Origin of the sequence: Ammonicoccus luteus, assembly GCF_050880385.1 — a bacterium.
Classification (GTDB): Bacteria; Actinomycetota; Actinomycetes; order Propionibacteriales; family Propionibacteriaceae; genus Enemella.
The window spans coordinates 22,394-39,928 of sequence record NZ_JBNZCI010000002.1; the positions used below are offsets into that span (position 1 = coordinate 22,394).

19 protein-coding genes and 1 tRNA gene are annotated in these 17,535 nt (G+C 69.2%); 13 read left to right on the forward strand and 7 right to left on the reverse strand.

The window, feature by feature from the left end; all coding sequences use genetic code 11:
• Positions 1-253: 253 nt before the first annotated feature.
• The 4 genes from ACQ260_RS05395 to ACQ260_RS05410 are packed head-to-tail and all read left to right on the forward strand — an operon-like array spanning position 254 to position 4,438.
• Entirely contained in the window at positions 254-1,753 is a 1,500-nt protein-coding gene (locus tag ACQ260_RS05395; protein ID WP_432558396.1) for an FAD-dependent oxidoreductase, read from the forward strand.
• A 43-nt stretch (positions 1,754-1,796) separates the two neighbouring features.
• The gene (locus ACQ260_RS05400) at positions 1,797-2,684 is read left to right on the forward strand and encodes a polysaccharide deacetylase family protein (RefSeq protein WP_432558397.1); all 888 of its coding nucleotides are present in this window, start codon (positions 1,797-1,799) and stop codon (positions 2,682-2,684) included.
• Between the two features lie 22 nt (positions 2,685-2,706).
• On the forward strand, positions 2,707-3,705 hold the full coding sequence (locus tag ACQ260_RS05405) for a DNA topoisomerase IB (protein ID WP_432558398.1): 999 nt from the start codon (positions 2,707-2,709) through the stop codon (positions 3,703-3,705).
• 10 nt (positions 3,706-3,715) lie between these two features.
• On the forward strand, positions 3,716-4,438 hold the full coding sequence (locus tag ACQ260_RS05410; RefSeq protein ID WP_432558399.1) for a DUF72 domain-containing protein: 723 nt from the start codon (positions 3,716-3,718) through the stop codon (positions 4,436-4,438).
• On the opposite strand, the gene ACQ260_RS05415 is transcribed toward ACQ260_RS05410, so the two are convergent.
• Positions 4,435-5,619: a zinc-dependent alcohol dehydrogenase gene (locus ACQ260_RS05415; protein ID WP_432558400.1), complete on the reverse strand. Its 1,185-nt coding sequence runs from the start codon at positions 5,617-5,619 to the stop codon at positions 4,435-4,437. The two genes, ACQ260_RS05410 and ACQ260_RS05415, sit on opposite strands and share 4 nt — an antisense overlap.
• A 189-nt stretch (positions 5,620-5,808) precedes the next feature.
• Here ACQ260_RS05415 and ACQ260_RS05420 point away from each other — a divergent pair, with 189 nt between their 5' ends.
• The 3 genes from ACQ260_RS05420 to ACQ260_RS05430 are packed head-to-tail and all read left to right on the forward strand — an operon-like array spanning position 5,809 to position 7,806.
• Positions 5,809-6,198 (forward strand): GntR family transcriptional regulator, encoded by a 390-nt coding sequence (locus ACQ260_RS05420; protein ID WP_432558401.1) that lies wholly within the window; start codon positions 5,809-5,811, stop codon positions 6,196-6,198.
• The gene (locus ACQ260_RS05425) at positions 6,195-7,019 is read left to right on the forward strand and encodes an ABC transporter ATP-binding protein (RefSeq protein ID WP_432558402.1); all 825 of its coding nucleotides are present in this window, start codon (positions 6,195-6,197) and stop codon (positions 7,017-7,019) included. The genes ACQ260_RS05420 and ACQ260_RS05425 overlap by 4 nt, the downstream gene beginning before the upstream one ends.
• Positions 7,012-7,806, forward strand: coding sequence for an ABC-2 transporter permease (locus ACQ260_RS05430; protein WP_432558403.1), 795 nt, complete (start codon positions 7,012-7,014; stop codon positions 7,804-7,806). Before ACQ260_RS05425 ends, ACQ260_RS05430 begins: the two co-directional genes overlap by 8 nt.
• Here ACQ260_RS05430 and ACQ260_RS05435 read toward each other — a convergent pair.
• Positions 7,695-8,354 carry a LuxR C-terminal-related transcriptional regulator gene (locus ACQ260_RS05435; RefSeq protein WP_432558404.1) on the reverse strand — a complete coding sequence of 220 codons (660 nt, stop codon included), beginning with the start codon at positions 8,352-8,354 and terminating at the stop codon, positions 7,695-7,697. The two genes, ACQ260_RS05430 and ACQ260_RS05435, sit on opposite strands and share 112 nt — an antisense overlap.
• 127 nt (positions 8,355-8,481) lie before the next feature.
• Here ACQ260_RS05435 and ACQ260_RS05440 point away from each other — a divergent pair, with 127 nt between their 5' ends.
• From ACQ260_RS05440 to ACQ260_RS05455, 4 genes are all read left to right on the forward strand, one after another.
• Positions 8,482-9,333 (forward strand): alpha/beta fold hydrolase, encoded by an 852-nt coding sequence (locus ACQ260_RS05440; RefSeq protein ID WP_432558405.1) that lies wholly within the window; start codon positions 8,482-8,484, stop codon positions 9,331-9,333.
• Positions 9,330-10,595, forward strand: a complete 1,266-nt coding sequence (locus ACQ260_RS05445; protein ID WP_432558406.1) for a glycosyltransferase — start codon at positions 9,330-9,332, stop codon at positions 10,593-10,595. Before ACQ260_RS05440 ends, ACQ260_RS05445 begins: the two co-directional genes overlap by 4 nt.
• A gap of 239 nt (positions 10,596-10,834) precedes the next feature.
• Complete coding sequence (locus ACQ260_RS05450) at positions 10,835-11,986, forward strand: Mur ligase family protein (protein WP_432558847.1); 1,152 nt, start codon at positions 10,835-10,837, stop codon at positions 11,984-11,986.
• Positions 11,983-12,693, forward strand: coding sequence for a type 1 glutamine amidotransferase (locus ACQ260_RS05455; RefSeq protein WP_432558407.1), 711 nt, complete (start codon positions 11,983-11,985; stop codon positions 12,691-12,693). Before ACQ260_RS05450 ends, ACQ260_RS05455 begins: the two co-directional genes overlap by 4 nt.
• Positions 12,694-12,762: 69 nt before the next feature.
• On the opposite strand, the gene ACQ260_RS05460 is transcribed toward ACQ260_RS05455, so the two are convergent.
• Both ACQ260_RS05460 and ACQ260_RS05465 read right to left on the reverse strand, forming a co-directional pair.
• On the reverse strand, positions 12,763-13,074 hold the full coding sequence (locus ACQ260_RS05460) for an MGMT family protein (RefSeq protein WP_432558408.1): 312 nt from the start codon (positions 13,072-13,074) through the stop codon (positions 12,763-12,765).
• 51 nt (positions 13,075-13,125) lie between these two features.
• Complete coding sequence (locus tag ACQ260_RS05465; RefSeq protein ID WP_432558409.1) at positions 13,126-14,145, reverse strand: 1-aminocyclopropane-1-carboxylate deaminase; 1,020 nt, start codon at positions 14,143-14,145, stop codon at positions 13,126-13,128.
• A 133-nt stretch (positions 14,146-14,278) separates the two neighbouring features.
• Between ACQ260_RS05465 and ACQ260_RS05470 the strand changes: the two genes are divergently transcribed.
• Positions 14,279-15,067: a hypothetical protein gene (locus tag ACQ260_RS05470; RefSeq protein WP_432558410.1), complete on the forward strand. Its 789-nt coding sequence runs from the start codon at positions 14,279-14,281 to the stop codon at positions 15,065-15,067.
• 103 nt (positions 15,068-15,170) lie between these two features.
• Positions 15,171-16,484, forward strand: a complete 1,314-nt coding sequence (locus tag ACQ260_RS05475; protein WP_432558411.1) for a vWA domain-containing protein — start codon at positions 15,171-15,173, stop codon at positions 16,482-16,484.
• Positions 16,485-16,612: 128 nt separating this feature from the next.
• Here the strand turns inward: ACQ260_RS05475 and ACQ260_RS05480 are convergent.
• The 3 genes from ACQ260_RS05480 to ACQ260_RS05490 all read right to left on the reverse strand — a co-directional run bounded on the left by ACQ260_RS05480 (position 16,613) and on the right by ACQ260_RS05490 (position 17,465).
• Positions 16,613-16,685, reverse strand: a tRNA-Lys gene (locus ACQ260_RS05480).
• A gap of 121 nt (positions 16,686-16,806) precedes the next feature.
• Positions 16,807-17,103 (reverse strand): GroES family chaperonin, encoded by a 297-nt coding sequence (locus ACQ260_RS05485; RefSeq protein WP_432558848.1) that lies wholly within the window; start codon positions 17,101-17,103, stop codon positions 16,807-16,809.
• 38 nt (positions 17,104-17,141) lie between these two features.
• On the reverse strand, positions 17,142-17,465 hold the full coding sequence (locus tag ACQ260_RS05490; RefSeq protein WP_432558412.1) for a DUF3618 domain-containing protein: 324 nt from the start codon (positions 17,463-17,465) through the stop codon (positions 17,142-17,144).
• Positions 17,466-17,535: the final 70 nt, after the last annotated feature.

Below are 17,535 nucleotides of genomic sequence, written 5' to 3' on the forward strand. Positions count from 1 at the left end.
TGCTGCGAGACCGGCCCCAGGAGGGGCGATGCAAACAGACGTGCTGATCGTGGAGGACGAGCAGGAGCTCGCGGGCGCGACGCGTGAGTATTTCACCGCGTTCGGGCTCACCGTCGAGACATCGCGCGACCGCCGAGGACGCGCTGGCCTTCCTCACGGAGGCCACGGTCGGCGTCATCCTGCTGGACGTCAATCTCCCCCAAAAGGGTGTGGCCTGCGCCGGCCATTTTGGCGACAGTTGACCATGGACTCCGTGTGGCATGCGACTCATCCCCTCTCCCCCCTTGCGAACGATTCGCTGCCGGTCGGGGTCCATTTCGACACCGTCGTCGCCGGCGCCGGACTGACCGGACTGGTCACTGCCGTCCTGCTCGCCCGCGCCGGCCAGCGAACCGCACTCGTGGAGGCCCGCCGCGTCGGCGCGGTAACCACGGGGCACACCACCGGGAAGCTGTCCCTGCTGCAGGGCTTGGTGTTCTCCGACATCCTGCGCCACCACTCCGAGGACGTCCTGCAGGCCTATCTCGACGGCAACCGAGAGGGCCAGGCCTGGCTCACCCGCTATCTCGACGATCACCAAGTGGGCTATGAGCGCCGCGACGCGTACACCTATGCCACCACCGACCGCGGACTCACCGCCCTGCGCGAAGAGTTCGACGCCTGCGAGGCCGCCGGGCTGCGCGTCAACTGGACCGAGCAGACCGAGCTCCCCTTCTCGGCCGGTGCGCTGACCCTGCCGGATCAGCTGCAGCTGCATCCGCTGCGGGTGCTGGACGCGCTGCGGGAGGAGTACGCGGATCGTGGCGGGGTGCTCATCGAGGGGGTGCGGGTGACCGATGCCGACCCCGGCTCCCCACTCACCGTGTCCACGACCGGCGGGCAGGTGACCGCTGACCGTCTGGTCCTGGCCACGGGTGCGCCCGTGCTCGACCGGGGCGGCTATTTCGCCAAGCTGCTCCCTCTGCGGTCCTATGCCGCGACCTATCGGGTCCCGGGCAGCACCATTCCTCTCGGCATGTATCTCAGCGCAAACCAGCCCACCCGCTCCCTCCGCACCGTCACGGTCGACGGTGAGCAGTGGCTCATGGTCGGCGGAAATGGCCACGTGACTGGCCGTGAGGACTCCGCCCTCGACGCGGTGGCGGGCCTCGACCAGTGGACCGAAGAACACTTCCCGGGCGCCGAGCGCGTCCACGCCTGGTCGGCCCAGGACTATCAGTCGATCAACCGCGTCCCCTTCGTCGGTGAACTCCCCCGCGGCGGCGGCCAGATCTTCGTCGCCACCGGATTCAACAAGTGGGGCATGACGAACGCGGTCGCCGCCGCGCTCAGCCTCGCGCAGGAGATCCTCGGTTCCCCCGGCTCGCTGTCGGGCAAGCCCTGGGCCGAGACTCTCCGCAAGCGGGTGACCAAGCCAGCCGGGGTGACCAGCACCGCCAAGCTCGTCGGCGGCGCGGTCGTCGAAGCGACCAAGGGGTGGGTCCAGGCCGAACTGACCAGCCTGCCGGACCAGCCACCGGCGGAAGGCCAAGGTGTGGTCGGCCGCGGGGCGGGCGGACTGCCGGAGGCCGTGTCGACCGTGGGCGGAGTGACCTGCCGGATCCCCGGCGCGTGCTCCCACATGGGCGGGGTCGTCCGCTGGAACGACGCCGAGCAGTCCTGGGACTGCCCGCTGCACGGGTCTCGCTTCGCTGCCGACGGCACCGTTCTCGAGGGACCGGCGGTGTCGGATCTGTCCCCCCGGAACGATTGAGCGCTCGGTGCCGAGGGGGCTCGCCCTCGGATAGCGTGCAGGAATGCACCACCCGTCCCCTGCTGTCAGCCGCCGCGTCGTGATCGGTGCCGGTCTGGCCACCGCCTCCTGGCTCGCGGCGTGCGCCCCGGGACCGGGTCCCGACAGCACGTCCACGGTCAGCGCCCCGGCGCCCGAACCCTCACCGACCAGCGGCCCGACCGCCACCCCAGTGCCGACGCGGGCGGAGTTGGACAGGACGGCATTGTCGGAGAAGTACGCGGGCCGAGTGCCCAAGGAGTGGGGTCTGGACGTCACCGGCGTGCCGGGCCGGACCGAAGCGGACGGCGTGCTCCTCACCCTCGATCTGTGCGGCGGCCCGGGTGGCGCGGCCCTCGACCAGCGGCTCATTGACCTGCTGGTCGAGCACGAGGTTCCGGCCGGCGTGTTCGTGAACGCACGCTGGATCGACGCAAATCCGGGTGCTGTTGAACGGCTGGTCGACACCGGGCTCATCGACATGGCCAACCATGGGACCAGCCACCGACCGCTGTCGGTGAACGGGCGGGCCGCGTACGGCATCAACGGCACCAAGGACGTCGGCGCCGCGATCGACGAAGTCCTGGGCTGCCACGAGAAGCTCACGGCGATCACCGGCCGGGCGCCACGATGGTTCCGGTCCGGCACCGCCCACTACGACGAGGTCGCGGTCGAGATCGTGCGCGAACTCGGTGAGATTCCCGTCGGATTCTCCGTGAACGGCGACGCGGGCGCGACCCTCTCGAGCGGCCAAGTGGCAGCGGCGCTGCGTACCGTCACGAAGGGCGACATCGTCATCGCCCACGCGAACCGTCCCGACGGCGCGACCGCCGAGGGGTTCGCGGCCGCGTTGCCGCAGCTGCTCGCCACCGGCACGAGGTTCATCCGGCTCGCCGATGCCGAGCTGATCTGATCCGATCCAGGAAGGTGCGCCCATGGTCCGACTCCGCCGCGTCAGCCCCCGCCAGCCCGGCTATTCGCGTCGTCGCCGCGGCAAAGGCTTCAGCTATGCCGACGCCGACGGCAAACCGCTGTCGGCGGACCAGGTCGAGCGCGCCAAGTCCCTGGCGATCCCGCCCGCGTGGCAGGACGTGTGGATCTGCCCGGTGCCCAACGGCCACCTGCAGGCGACGGGGACGGATGATGCGGGCCGGCGGCAGTACCTTTATCACCCCGACTGGCGCGCCCGCCGCGACCGCTCCAAGTTCGACCGCGTCACCACGGCGGCCGCGATGCTCCCGCAGGCCCGCCGGCGCGTGAACGAGGACCTCGAGCTCAGCGGCATGCCGCGCGAGCGGGCCGCGGCGGTGGCGGTGCGGCTGCTCGACGTCGGCTATTTCCGGATCGGGAACGACGCGTACACCGACGCCCACGGGTCGTTCGGCCTCACCACGCTCGAGCGTCAGCACGTCCGTCGACGCGACGACACGCTCGTGTTCTCGTTCGTCGGCAAGTCCGGCATCAGCCACACGATCGCGGTCGACGACGAGGCTGCGATCAAGGTCCTGGAGACCATGCGCCGACGCAGCGACGACAGCGACCGCCTGCTCGCCTGGAAGGACGGCACCACGTGGCGCGATCTCACCGGCGCCGAGGTCAACGACTATCTGAGCGTGCTGTTCGGCGGGGCACTGACCGCGAAGGACTTCCGCACCTGGCACGCCACGGTCATCGCCGCCGAGGTCCTCGCCCTGTCCGACGAGCCGGGAACCACCAAGGCCTCCCGCAAGCGGGCGATCAAACAGGCGACCCAGGAGGTCGCCAGCTATCTCGGAAACACCCCGACGATCGCCCGCAACTCCTATATCGATCCCCGCATCATCGACGCGTACGAATCCGGCTCCACCATCGCCGAGGCCGCCACGAAGAAGCACCGCAACTCGCGCAATCGGCAGGACGATCTCGAGCGGGCCGTACTCGACCTGCTGGGCTGAGAGGCGCACGGTGGAACTGCGGATCGGGACCTCGGGCTGGTCCTACGACCACTGGGACGAGGTCCTCTATCACGGCTGCCGGCCCGCCGATCGCCTCGCCCGCTATGCCGCCGCGTTCGACACCGTGGAACTCAACGTGAGCTTCTATCGGTGGCCGCGCGACGCGGCGTTCACGTCCTGGCGGCGGCGCCTGCCCGAGGGCTTCAGGCTGACGGTCAAGGCGCCCCGGGCGCTGACGCATGCGCGGCGGCTGCGGGAGCCGGAATACTGGATCGGCCGCATCGCGGCCTCCTGGGACCTGCTCGGCGACCGGGCCGGGCTCCTGCTCGTCCAGCTTCCGCCCGACCTGGCGCGGGACGACGCGCGACTCGACTATTTCCTGGCGCAGTTGCCCGACCGGATCCCGGTCGCCATCGAATTCCGGCATCCGACCTGGGTCGTCGACGAGGTCTTCGGTCTGCTCGAGCGGCACGGTGCGGCGTACACCGTCCTGTCCGGGGCAGGCCTCCCCTGCGTGCTGCGCGCGACGGCACCCCGGGTCTACGTCCGGCTCCACGGCCCCGACCACCACCACCTGTACGCCGGGTCCTATTCCGACGCCGATCTGCACTGGTGGGCGGATCGGATCCGGGAATGGCAGGGGCAGGGGCGCGGCGTCTGGGCGTACTTCAACAATGACGGCCACGGCCACGCCGTCCGCAACGCCCAGCGGCTGCGGTCCCTGCTCGGCTAGGGCTTCAGGACGACCTTGATGCAGCCGTCGGATTTCGTCTGGAACATCTTGTACGCCTCAGCGGCGTCAGCCAGGCCCACGCGGTGGGTGGCCAGGGTCTCCAGACCGAGCACATCGCCGTCGCGCTGCGCCAGCGCCAGGAGGTCGTCGGTCCACCGGCGGACATGGCACTGGCCCATCCGCATCGTGATGCCCTTGTCGAACATCGTCATCATCGGCATCGGATCGATCATTCCGCCATAGACCCCCGACAGCGACACCGTGCCGCCCCGACGGACCGCGTCGATCGCCGTGTGCACCGCGTCCAGCCGGTCGATCGCTGCGTGCCGGATGGCCGCGCGTCCCGCGGGTTTCGGCAGGCGTGCGGCGCCGGCGATGACCTTCTCGGCGACCGGGTTGCCGTGCGCCTCCATGCCGACGGCGTCGAGGACCGCGTCCGGACCGCGGCCGCCCGTCATGTCCTTGAGCGCCTCCGCGACGTCCTTGACCTGGCGCCGGTCCAGCGCCTCGGCTCCCCACTCGCGGGCGAGCTCCAGCCGCTCGTCCACGAGGTCCACCGCGATCACTCGCTCGACCCCGCGCTGCTTGGCGGCCCGAACGGCCAGCTGCCCCACCGGTCCGAGACCGAGGATCGCGAGGGTGTCTCCGGCGCCGACGCCGGCGTACTCCACCCCCTGCCACGCGGTCGGCAGGATGTCGCTCAGATAGAGAAAGCGCTCGTCGTCCACCCCGGCCGGCAGCTTCACGGGGCCGAAGTCCGCGTGCGGGACCCGGACCAACTCGGCCTGCCCGCCGGGGACGGAGCCGTACAGGGACGTGTAGCCGAACAGGCTGGCCCCCTTGTCCTGCGCGGTGACCTGAGTCGTCTCGCACTGCGCGAACAGCCCGCGCTGGCACATCCAGCAGCGCCCGCAGGAGATCGTGAAGGGAACCACGACGCGGTCGCCCGGGGCCAGGGTGGCGACCCCCGAGCCGACCGACTCGACGATCCCCATGAACTCGTGCCCCAGCACGTCACCCGGCTGCAGGAACGGCGCGAGAACCGAATAAAGGTGCAGGTCCGAGCCGCAGATCGCCGTCGACGTGACCCGCACGATCGCGTCCGTGGGGTCCTGGATCACCGGATCCGGAACCTCGATCGTCCTGATGTCCTCGATGCCCTGCCACGTGACTGCCTGCATGCCTGCTCCCGTCCCTGGTGCGCTGACTCCCCACCCTCGCAGCTCGACGACAGTTGGTCGAGGCCTCGACCGCATCCGCCCGATGGCGCGCGACGTCGCTTGCGAGCTCAACAACGCACTCGTGGCTGGGAGCCTTGACCCGACTGTACTTACTGTCTATGGTGTACATATACAGTAGAGGAGTTGGTGATGGGTCTCGACGTGGTGCTGTCCAACACCAGCGGCGTCCCGATCTACGAGCAGATCAAGGGGCAGCTCAAGGCGGCCATCCTGCGCGGTGACGTGGCCGAGGGTGACCTGCTGCCGTCGATCCGGGGGCTGGCGCGCGACCTGCGCGTGAGTGTCATCACGACCACCCGCGCCTACGCCGACCTCGCCGCCGAGGGCTTCGTGACCAACGTGCCCGGCAAGGGCAGCTACGTGCTGCCCCGCAACGCCGAGCTCGTCCGGGAGCGGGCGCTCGGCGAGGTCGAGGAGCTGTTCGCCGACGGCGTCCGGGTCGGGCGCCTCGCCGGCCTCACCACGGCCGAGCTCCACCAGGTGCTCGCCACCCTCATCGAGAGCGAGGAGCAGTCATGAACCCCCTCGAGCTGCGCGGCATCACCAAGACCTACGACGGCTTCACGCTGGGGCCGGTCGACCTGGTCGTGCCCCGCGGCTTCGTCATGGGCCTGGTCGGCGCCAACGGCGCCGGCAAGACCACCCTGATCAAGACCACCCTCGGGATGGCCCTCCCCGACGCCGGCATCGTCGACGTGGTCGGCCACGACCGGATCGGCGTCGTCCACGACCAGCCCGCCTATGTCGCCGGCTGGACGGCCGCCGTCGTCGGACGCGCGCTCGCGCCGTTCTACCCGGCCTGGGACCAGCGCCGGTTCGACAGCCTGCTCGCCTGGGCCGGCATCGACGCCTCGAAGAAGGTGAAGGAACTCTCCCGCGGCATGGGCATGAAGTTGCAGCTCGCGGTGGCGCTCAGCCACGGCGCCGAGTTGCTGATCCTGGACGAGCCCACCTCCGGCCTCGACCCGCTGGCGCGCAGCCAACTGCTCGACATGGTGGCCGACTTCATGACCGACGAGGCACACACCGTGCTCTTCTCGACGCACATCACCACCGACTTGGAGAAGATCGCCGACTACGTGACGATCATCCACGAGGGCCGATTGCTGGCGTCCACCGCCCGCGACGAGCTCACCGACGAGTGGCGCATGGTGCACGGGGCGGCGTCCGAGTTGGACGCCGTGCGCCCGTTCGTCCGGGGCCTGCGGGAACACGCGCAGGGCTGGGAAGGCCTGATGTCCACCCCGGACACCGTCTCGCTGGGCCGCGGCGTCGTCGTCGAGAAGCCCTCGCTGGAAGAGATCGTCGTCCACCTCGCCAAGGAGCCGAGCCATGTCTGACCTCGCACCCATGCTCCGCCTCGACCTGCACTCGCTGGTCGCCCAGCGCCGCATGTTCGCCATCTTCATCGTGATGTCGGCCGTATTCGCGTTCGCGGGCGGCGTCACCTTCTCGATGCCCCTGCTCGCGGTGGTCGGCATGATGATCGGCCTCACCCTCTTCGGGACGGCCGAGACCAACAAGCTGACGACGCTCTACGGGTCGCTCCCGGTCCGGCGCCGCACGGTCATGGTGTCGCACTACCTCGTCACAGTCGGTGTGACGACGCTCGCCGTCGTCATCGGGCTGGCGTTCGCGGCCCTGGCGGCCGTGGTGCGCGGCGAGCCGATCGAAGGGCTCGTGCTGTCCGGGGTCGCGCTGGTCGGGTCGTTGTTCGTGGTGCTGTCGCTCATGATCCCGCTGCAGGTTCGCTGGGGCGCGGTCACCGGATCCTTCGTCGCGCTGGCCGTCACCCTGGCCATCTCCGGGGTCGTGGGCTTCGGCCTGGGGCAGGAAGCCCTGGCCGAGCTCGTGGCGTCCCTGGGCTCGGGGGGGGTCCTGGGCAGTGCTCGGCCTCCTGGCGCTGGGGCTGGTCGGGCTGGTCGTGTCCGTGTTGGTCTGCATCCGCATCTACGAGCGCCAGGACCACTAGCTGCGCTGGCCGGACGGCGGGAGCGGCTCACCCGAAAAGGTGGTCAGAGACCGCTGACCTCCGAGCCGGACACCCGGGCGGGCCTTGGCTGGAGGCCGTGGTCGATCCCCCAGCGCACCGCCTGGCTGCGACGCTGCACGCCCATCTTGCGATAGGCGGAGCGAATATAGGACTTCACCGAGTTGATGCTCAGAAAGCACGTGCGGGCGATGTCCTGGTTCGTTACCCCTTGAGTGATGAGCGCAACGATCTCGGCCTCGCGAGCGGTCAGGCCCTGGCTGCGTCCCGGCCAGTCGCCGGCGGCGAAGTCGTCCGGGACCGGCTTGGGTTCGACCACCTGCTCGCCAGCGTGGGCGCGCACAAGTGCGTCGGCGAATTCCTGTGCGTCCAAGGCCTTCGACAGATAGCCGTGCACGCCCAGCCCGAGAACCTCCCGCACCTCGGCTGCCCCGTCGTGCCACGAATAGACGACTACGCGCCCACAGCGGGGGTCCCGCAGGAGCCGGGTCAGGTCCGCCTCCCGCCGCTGGGCGGCGAACGCGTCGTACAGGACCACATCCACCGGACGGTCCGGATCGGCCAGCGAATCGATCTCCAGAACGCGGAGTCGCGGGTGGTTCTCGAGCATGCGCGCGACGCCCTGGATGACCACCTGATAGTCGTTGACCAGCGCAATCGTGATGGGCGGCGCGGTGGGTGACATATCGATACTCTAGAGCCCTCGTCGAAAGGGCTGACACACTCGCCGTTCTTCTGCCGCGCGAGCACCCGAAGCCCTTGTTCCACAGTCGTGGAATAAGTCAGAATGGGGGTGGACGACGGGAGAAACAATGGACCGCTTCGAGAACGACGGCCTCGTGTTCGAGGTGATCGACGCAGCACCCTCGGGGATCACCGCAACCGACGGGGAGACCGCTGTTCTGCTGCACGGCTATCCCCAGACGCCGCACGCCTGGTCGGATGTGATCCCCCTGCTTTCCGCCGGCGGAGTCCGCTGTCTCGCTCCGGCGCTGCGCGGCTTCACCGCCGGAGCGATGCCCGAGGGACGGCGGGCCTATCGCACAGAGCGTTTGGTCGCCGACGCCCTCGCGCTGCTCGACACCGCGGGCATCGACCGTGCGCACATCGTCGGCCACGACTGGGGCGGGGGCATCGCCTGGCTTCTCGCGACCCAGCACCCGGACCGCGTGCGCACGCTCACCTCGATCGCCACTCCCCACCCGGCGGCGGCGCGCTGGGCATCATTGCGGTCGCGACAGGGGTTGATGAGTTGGTACATGCTTGCCATGCAAATCCCAGCACTCCCCGAGGCCGTCCTCGGCTGGGGCCTGAAGCGCAACGGCCTGGCGTCTCTCGGGCTTCCCGAGCATCACGAACGTGCCTATCTCCGCTGGCTCCGCCACCCGGGCGCGTTGAGGTCCACACTGGGGGTCTATCGGGGACTCTTGACCCGGCCCGCCGGGGCGTACTTCGCCGACAATCCCGTCACCGTCCCCACCACCTATCTCTGGGGCAACCGCGATGCCTATCTCGGCCGGGTCGCGGCCGAGGCGACCGAGCGCTATTGCCAGGGCCCCTATCGCTTCGTGGAGATCGACGCCGATCACTGGCTGCCGGAGAAGCATCCCGAGCGGGTCGCCGAGGAGATCCTCACCACCATCCGATCCACCGATCCGGCGTGACGCCCGCCATCGTGTTCGTGGCGCTCGGCTCGCGCGGTGATGTGGAGCCGATGGCGAGGCTCGCCGGCGCGCTGGGCCGTCGGGGTGCGGTGGTGCGGGTGGTGGCGCTCAAGGAGTACGCGGGGCTGGCTGCCCAGCAGGACGTGCCGTTCGTCCCGGTCGACGCGTCGCTCGCCGAAATCCTCACCACGGCCGGGCGCCTGCGCCGCTTCGCCTCGACTTCCGGCGGCCAGGGGTGGCTGTTGAACCGCTGGGCGCGGCACGTGGCCGAGCCCGCGACGGACGCCGTGCTGTCCGCGGTGCAACCGGGCGACACTGTGCTCAGCGGAGTGCTCGGCGCCGGGGTGGGCCCCACTCTGGCGGAGGAGCGCGGCTGTCCCGTCGCCACCATCGCCTTCAGCGGGCAGTTCCCCACGCTGCACCGGGAGAGCCACTATTTCGCGCATGGGTTCAGGCGCTGGGAGGCGTACAACCGCTGGGGAGTCAACCTCAACTGGTCGCTCGTGACGGCCGTCGGCGCGCCCGTCACGAAGGCCCTCAGGGCCAGACTCGGCCGACCCGCGTGGCGAACCCACCAGATCAGGGATGCAGTTGACGCACACCCGCGCGTGGTCGCCGCCAGCCCGGTGCTGATTCCGCCCGCGTCCGACTGGCCCGCCGGCGTACACCAAACCGGCTTCCTCTTCGCACCCGACCCGGATGCCCGGCTCGACCCCGAACTCGAGCTGTTTCTCGCCGACGGACCGCCGCCGGTGTTCATCGGCATGGGCAGCATGACCGGCGCCACGGGTCGGGAGGGATTCGATCTGGCGATCGCCGCGGGCCGAGCGGCAGGCCGGCGAGTGGTCGTCCCGGCACCGGACCCCGGGCCGTCGGGGCGGGTGGCCGAGGACGCGTACGCGATCACCGACGCCCCGCACGACCTGCTTTTTCCGCAGATGGCCGGGCTGATCCATCACGGCGGCGCGGGCACCACCCAGATGGGGCTGCGGTCTGGACGGCCGACGGTGGCCGCGCCCTTCGCAGCGGACCAGCCCTATCACGCGTGGCGGTTGCACCGGCTCGGACTCGGGCCCGAGCCGGTTCCCTTCCTCCGGCTGACACCGGAACGCCTCGCCCGCCTGACGAACGACTTGGTCGCGGGCCCCGATACCGCCGGCTTCGAGCGTCGGGCAGCGGACGTTCGCACCCGGATCTGCGCGGAGGACGGCATCGGGCAGACGATCGCGCTGCTCAGCCAGCTCGAGTTGCTGCCTGCCTGAGAAACAACCGTGTTAAGTACGCGTTTCGTCGCGCGTCACGCGCAGGTGCTCGGTCGCCGGCTTAGGACAGAATGGGGGCCATGTCGTCCGCTGAGCTCACCCGGCGTGCCACCACGCCGCCACCGATGTCCACGCTCTCGCGCCTTCGCCTCAACACTGCCGTGATGGCGGGCGCCTTGGCCGCCACCGCCTCCCGGCTCGCTCGCCGCGGATCCGGTGCGTCGATCAGGGGCCAGGTGATGCAGCGCATCGACCCGGGGTCGCTCGCGAAACTGCTCCAGGGCCGCCGAACGGTCGTGGTGTCGGGCACGAACGGCAAAACGACCACGACGCATCTGCTGGCGGCGGCCGTCCGCGCCGGGCTGGGCAGTGCGGCGCGCCGATTGGTGACAAACGCCGACGGCGCGAACCTGCACTACGGGATCGCATCGGCGCTGAGCCGGGCACCCCGGGCCGACATCGCGGTGCTCGAGACGGACGAGCGGGTGGTGGCGGACGTGATCCGCCTCGGGCGCCCGGAAGTGCTGGTCCTGCTCAACTTCAGTCGCGACCAGCTCGACCGGCACCACGAGATCAAGTCCCTCGGTTCGTCGTGGCGCAAGGCGCTCGAGCGCGCCGGGGCCAGTGGTCCAGTGGTCGTGGCGAATGCCGAGGAGCCGCTGATCGTGTGGGCCGCGCGGAAGGGCCACGACATCGTCTGGGTCGACACCGAGACCGTCTGGCATGCCGATTCGGTGCTGTGCCCGGAGTGCGGGGCCACCCTGGAGCGCACCGACCCGACCGAGGATGTTCCCGGCTATTGGCATTGCACCGGCTGCGACCTCGCCAAGCCACCCACGACCTGGCGGGTCCAGGGCGACACGATCATCGGGCCCGACGGGACCGTGTGGGAGCCCCACTTGCGGGTGCCCGGCGCCTTCAATGTCTCCAATGCTGCCTGCGCCCTGGCCGCTGCGGCCCTGCTCGGCGTCGATCCAGCCACCGCGATCAGCGGGATGCGCACCGTCACCTCCCCCGCCGGCCGCTTCGCCACCGCCCGTTTCGGCTCCACCACTGCACGCCTGCTCCTCGCGAAGAACCCCGCGGGCTGGGCCGAGGCGCTTCCGATCGCGGAGACCGAGACGCTGGTGCTCGCGATCGACTCCGTGGCCGCCGACGGCAAGGACGTGTCCTGGCTCTGGGACGTCGACTTCGAGCAGTTGGCCGGTCGCACCGTCATCGCATCCGGTCCGCGGGCCGACGATTTGGCCGTACGCCTCACCTACGCCGAGGTCGAACACCGCGTCGAGCCCGACCTCGCGAAGGCCCTCGCGGGACACCCCGAGCCGATCGATGTCATCGCGACGTACACCCCGTTCCAGAAACTGCGGAAGATGGGAGGGCTCGCATGAGCCTCGAGATCGTGCAGGTCTATCAGTCCCTGCTGGGCATCTATGGCGACCAGGGCAACACCAAGGTGCTGCAGAAGCGCGCCGAGTGGCGGGGCATCGACACCAAGGTCACCTGGGTCGAGCCAGGTCAGCCACTGCCTGAAACGGGCGATATCTTCCTGCTCGGCGGCGGCGAGGACGGCGCACAGACCGCGGCGGTCAAGGCGCTCAAGGCCGACGGCGGTCTGCATCGTGCGGTGGACCGCGGCGCTGTTGTCTTCGCGGTGTGTGCGGGCTATCAGATCCTCGGCCACAGTTTCGGCGTCGGAGACGCTGACGAACCCCGGGAGGGTCTCGGCCTGCTGGACGTCACCACCACCCGCGGGCCGCGCCGGGCTGTCGGGGAGGTCCTGCACCGCTGGATCGGCCGGTTCGGCGACGACGCGTGGATCTCGGGCTTCGAGAACCACGGTGGTTACACCCATCTCGGTGATGACGCCCAGCCGTTCGCCCACGTCGAGGTCGGGGTCGGCAACGCGAACGACGGCACCGAGGGTGCCCTGCAGGGCACGGTCGTGGGCATGTATCCCCATGGCCCCGTCCTTCCCCGCAACCCCGCCCTCGCGGACTGGCTGCTCGAGCTGGCGCTCGGCCACGAGCTGGATCCCCTCTATCTGCCCGCCCACGACGCGTTGCGGCGGGCGCGGTTGGCGGCCGTGCGGGCGTGAAGTTGGCGCTCCGGCGCCCGGATCCAGGTGGGAGAGTCTGCGCCCTCACCCTTTGACCCGTGGGGCGGGTCAAAAAGCGACGCGGTCGTACGCCGCACCGAGCGCCGTCAGATCCGCCCGGTGCTGCGCCCTCCGGCACCCACGGCCGGAGGCAGCGATCCCGATCCCCTCGGCGGACCAGTGCGTCTTGGCCTCGGCCAGCAACGGTGCAGGTAGTTCGCCCTGCGCGTTGGTGACACGCCACCACGGCACCGCCCCACCGTGCAGCTTGAGCACCGCACCGACCCGTCGAGCGCTCGTGCCGACGAGCTCCGCCACCTCGCCATAACTGACCACTCGACCGACCGGGACGAGTTCCACCGCGAGGAGCACCCGCTCCACGACCGGGAGTGCGGATTGGGCGTCGTCAAGCCCTTCACCGGCCACTAGGGGTCAATCCCACAGGCGGTGGTACGCATTCAGCGCGGGCTGACCGCCGAGGTGGGCGTACAGCACCGTCGAGTCCTTGCCGATCTCCCCCGACTTGACGAGGTCGATCAGGCCGGCGAGCGACTTCCCCTCATAGACGGGATCGGTGATCATCGCCTCCAGTTGAGCACCGAGGGCCATGGCGTTGATCGTGCTGTCGACGGGGAGGCCGTACAATTCCCCCGCCCACCCCTCCAGCACCTGGATCTCGTCATCGCGGAGGTCGCGGCCGAGCTCGATCAGCTCGGCCGTGTGCCGGGCGATCCGACCCACCTGGTCCCGGGTCTGCTCGAGAGTCGCAGACGCGTCGATGCCCAGCACGCGACGCTTGACGCCCGTCAGATCCTCCAGTGCGGCGAAACCGGCAATCATCCCGGCATGGGTGGAACCGGTGACGGTGCAGACGATGATGGTGTCGAACAGCACGCCGAGTTCCTTCTCCCGCTCGGCCACTTCGAATGCCCAATTGGCGAACCCGAGACCACCGAGTCGGTGTTCCGACGCGCCTGCGGGGATCGGATAGGGCTTGCCGCCCTTGGCCTCCACCTCTGCGAGCGCTTCCTTCCAGGAATCGCGGATGCCGATGTCGAATCCGTGCGGGTCGAGGCGCGAGTCGGCGCCCATCATGCGCGAGAGCAGGATGTTGCCAACCCGGTCGTTCATGGGATCGTCCCAGGGCACCCAGGTCTCCTGCACGAGCCGGCACTTGAGCCCGAGATGCGCAGCGACGGCCGCGACCTGCCGGGTGTGGTTGGACTGATAGCCACCGATGGAGACGAGCGTGTCCGCGCCGGAGTCGAGGACGTCCGGGACGATGTACTCCAACTTCCGCACCTTGTTCCCACCGAACGCCAGGCCGCTGTTGATGTCCTCCCGCTTGGCCCAGATCTGGGCCCCGCCGAGGTGTTGGGTGAGACGTTTCAGATGCTGCAGCGGACTGGGCCCGAAGGTGAGCGGATACCGCGGGAATTCGTGCAGCTTCATGGGAGCCCTCCGTCTGCGTACGCCTCGTTGCGCCTGCGGCAGGAGCCTAGTCCGGGACGCTCTCGCGCGCGACGCAGGTGCGTGGATCGACGCGGGAGTACGCTGCCACCAGCGCGCGAAGTAGAGGATCCCCATGCGTCACCGTTCCCGTCGACGACCGATCTGGCTGTTCCTGGTGGTTCCGATCGTGCTGAATATGCTCGTGCCCGCCGTGGTGGCCGGTCGACTGGTCAGCGGCCCTGAGGTGGCCGAGGTCGTTCAGCGGGTGCTCTCCGCTCCGTTGTCGGAGTCGGTGCCCGTGCTGCTGCCGATCGCGAAGGGGGCGCTCGTGGCGATCGGCATCCTCGCGGTGACCGGGAGCCGGCACTCGCCCCGACTGTTGATCGCGTATTTCGCGGTCATGTCCGTCATCACCGGCCTCTTCCAGAACGCGTCGGTGCTGCCCGGCACCGGCCTCGCCTTTCTCGCGGGCAACGCCGTGGTCCAGTTCGCCCTGGCCGCGGCCTGTCTGATCAGTCTCGGTCGGACCGCGGCGGACGCCGCACCGCTGCGGACCGGCCGGCTGTGGGCGGTGCCGCTGATGGCGTTCGCGGCAGCGTTCCCGTACGCCGTCGTCGCCGGCCATCCCGTCCCAGGGTGGGACGGCCTGCTGACCAACGGGGCCGGCGTCACCTTCTGCATGGTCACCACAGTCGTCGCCGGAGCGCTGTTCCTGCGGCCCGACGCCCATCCGGCGTGGTTGCGCGTCGCCGTCGGCAGCGTGGGTCTGCTGTTCGCCACATGGAACCTGCTGACCTGGTTCGTCCTGAGCCCGAGCGGGTGGTGGATGGGCGTCCTGCATCTCCCGATGTTCATCTGCTCGCTGGCACTGACGGTCACGTCCTGGCGCGCTGCGCGGCACCGACTGGAGACCTCCCGCTGAGCCTTGCGCCGGCCCTTTTGGACTTATTAGCCTGTGCGCACCTGACCGGACCAGCCTGGCCCTGATCAGGGTGCACCAACGCATATCTCTGAAGGAGTCCCTGATGCGTGCTCGCACAATTATTGCCACCGCCCTTGGCGCGGTGACAGCCCTGATCAGCGTCCCAGCCCTGGCATTCGGTGCCGGGGTCAACCCGATCTCGGTATCCGACTCACTCAATCCGGGCGACGTCGTCCACATCACGAAGACGGTCTCGACCCCCAGCATCTCGCCCAAGCCCGACATCTTGTTCCTTATCGACAACACGGCAAGCATGTCCGGCGCCATCGCCAACGTGCGGTCCGGGATGAACAACATCATCACCTCGGTGAAGGCCGCGCAGCCGGATGCCCAGTTCGCGGTGGCGACCTATGCCGATATGACCGACCTGATTCCGTTCGCGGTCGCTACTAACCTGACTTCTGATGCAGCGGTGGCCCAGACAGCGGTGGACAGCATCCCGTTGACCAACGGCAACGACTGGCCGGAGGACCAGATCAACGCCCTGTGGCAGGTGAGCGACGGCGGAGCGATCGCGTGGCGGACGGGTTCGTCCCGCATCGTCGTGTGGGTGGGTAACGCCTACGGACACGATCCGAGCAACGGTCACACGATGGTCGAGGCGATCGCCTCGCTGTCCGCTGGCGGCGTCAGAGTGGTGGCGATCGACGCCGGGATTCCGAACTTAGGGCTCGACCAAACCGGTCAGGCGACCGCGATCAGCCAAGGGACGGGCGGCAGCCTCTACACCGGCGTCGACGCGGCCGCCGTGTCCACGACCATCCTTTCGGGACTGACCAGCATTCCGGCGACCGTCACGGCCGCGCCGATCTGCGATGCCGGTCTCAGCATCTCGCTGACCCCGGCCTCCCGAACGGTGCCCAGCGGCTCGGACGCGGTGTTCGACGAGACGCTGACCGTCGCTCCGGGAGCCACCCCGGGAGCGACGCTGACCTGCTCGGTGCCGTTCTCGATCAACGGCGCCGCCGCAACCGCTGAATACACCCAAAAAGTCACCGTCACCGTCAAGGAGGCACCGGTGTCGCCTCTTGCCGTTACCTGCGCTCCCGGGCCCAATCCTTCGGGCAAGGTCATGCCGAACGCGGCCCAGTCCGGCTTCATCCGACTCGAGTCCAGCGGCGGCGCCGCTCCGGTCACGCTGACGATCAAGGATGCACAGTCCGCGGCTGTCTTCGGACCGTACGCCGACGGCACCACGATCAAGTTGACCCAAGCGCCCGGTGCGAAACCGTCCGTGTCGCCGTTCACCGGCGCGGTCAACAAGAAAGTCGTCCTGAAGGGCGATGCCGTGGTGACCGCGACCGACGCCGATGGCAACACCGCCACCGCCACCTGCGGGGTGCCGCCCTCGCGATAGCTCGTCGGCCAGCCAGGAGGGCGCTGGCCCACAAGTGGCAAGGATTGGCGATCTCTAGATCCTGTGCCGGACAAAGAACAAAGGCCCTCTGACCAGGAAAACTCCTGGTCAGAGGGCCTTTCGTTCAGTACACCGCCAGGGACTCGAACCCTGAACCCATTGATTAAGAGTCAATTGCTCTGCCAGTTGAGCTAGCGGTGCGCGCGAGGTGAAACATTACCCAAGCCCTCCACGTCGCGCAAATCCGGTTCCCTCAGCGGAACGCTCTCGGGTCGTTGTTTTCCAACCCGTCCCACGGGTCAAAACGCGACGGCCCGAACGCTCATAGATACAGGCCCGTGTGCCCCTCGGACAGTCGCTCAGCGGCGACCGCGTGAAGGTCACGTTCGCGCAGCAGGACATAGTCCTTGCCCCGCACCTCCACCTCGGCGCGCTCCTGCGGATCGAAGAGGACCCGATCGCCCACCTTGACCGCGCGTACGCTTCCACCCGCCGCAACCACCCGACCCCACGTGAGCCGACGGCCGATTGCCACGGTCGCGGGAATCAGGATGCCACCGCCGCTGCGCCGCTCGCCCGACTCGCCCTCGGTCGACACCAGGACACGGTCGTGCAACATCCGGATCGGCAGGGCGTCACCGGACGGATCGAGATCGGTCACTTGGCGAGCTCGCCCTTCACCTTCCCGCGCCGAACGATGCCGCGCAGGACCGCGACCAGCACGATGGCACCAACCACCGAGCCGCCGATCATCGCGATGCGATCGAGTCGCCAGTCACCGGCGACGGTCTTGAACTGTGCCTTCGCATTGTCGACCTCGCCCCGGACCAGGGTCTTGACGTTCGACACCTGCCGCTGCTTGACCTTGGCGGGATGCACCTGGTCGATGAGGTCCTCGAGGGCTACGGACAGCCGGGCTCGGGTGGCGGCGAGATCGGCCTCGATCTGCGACCGGCTCCGATGGGACGTCTGATCGGCCATGGTGCTCCTGTCCGGGGTCCTGCAAACTGACGGTTCCGCCGCCGGAGCGGCTCGTCCGACAGCCTATACA

What these genes read in the sequence shown, in the direction of transcription:
- ACQ260_RS05465 (WP_432558409.1), bottom strand. Translation starts at nt 14,145, where the DNA reads ATGAAGCTGCACGAATTCCCGCGGTATCCGCTCACCTTCGGGCCCAGT.
- ACQ260_RS05455 (WP_432558407.1), top strand. Translation starts at nt 11,983, where the DNA reads ATGAGCCTCGAGATCGTGCAGGTCTATCAGTCCCTGCTGGGCATCTAT.
- ACQ260_RS05440 (WP_432558405.1), top strand. Translation starts at nt 8,482, where the DNA reads ATGGACCGCTTCGAGAACGACGGCCTCGTGTTCGAGGTGATCGACGCA.
- ACQ260_RS05400 (WP_432558397.1), top strand. Translation starts at nt 1,797, where the DNA reads ATGCACCACCCGTCCCCTGCTGTCAGCCGCCGCGTCGTGATCGGTGCC.
- ACQ260_RS05490 (WP_432558412.1), bottom strand. Translation starts at nt 17,465, where the DNA reads ATGGCCGATCAGACGTCCCATCGGAGCCGGTCGCAGATCGAGGCCGAT.
- ACQ260_RS05470 (WP_432558410.1), top strand. Translation starts at nt 14,279, where the DNA reads ATGCGTCACCGTTCCCGTCGACGACCGATCTGGCTGTTCCTGGTGGTT.
- ACQ260_RS05485 (WP_432558848.1), bottom strand. Translation starts at nt 17,103, where the DNA reads ATGTTGCACGACCGTGTCCTGGTGTCGACCGAGGGCGAGTCGGGCGAG.
- ACQ260_RS05475 (WP_432558411.1), top strand. Translation starts at nt 15,171, where the DNA reads ATGCGTGCTCGCACAATTATTGCCACCGCCCTTGGCGCGGTGACAGCC.
- ACQ260_RS05420 (WP_432558401.1), top strand. Translation starts at nt 5,809, where the DNA reads ATGGGTCTCGACGTGGTGCTGTCCAACACCAGCGGCGTCCCGATCTAC.
- ACQ260_RS05430 (WP_432558403.1), top strand. Translation starts at nt 7,012, where the DNA reads ATGTCTGACCTCGCACCCATGCTCCGCCTCGACCTGCACTCGCTGGTC.
- ACQ260_RS05425 (WP_432558402.1), top strand. Translation starts at nt 6,195, where the DNA reads ATGAACCCCCTCGAGCTGCGCGGCATCACCAAGACCTACGACGGCTTC.
- ACQ260_RS05435 (WP_432558404.1), bottom strand. Translation starts at nt 8,354, where the DNA reads ATGTCACCCACCGCGCCGCCCATCACGATTGCGCTGGTCAACGACTAT.
- ACQ260_RS05415 (WP_432558400.1), bottom strand. Translation starts at nt 5,619, where the DNA reads ATGCAGGCAGTCACGTGGCAGGGCATCGAGGACATCAGGACGATCGAG.
- ACQ260_RS05405 (WP_432558398.1), top strand. Translation starts at nt 2,707, where the DNA reads ATGGTCCGACTCCGCCGCGTCAGCCCCCGCCAGCCCGGCTATTCGCGT.
- ACQ260_RS05450 (WP_432558847.1), top strand. Translation starts at nt 10,835, where the DNA reads ATGCAGCGCATCGACCCGGGGTCGCTCGCGAAACTGCTCCAGGGCCGC.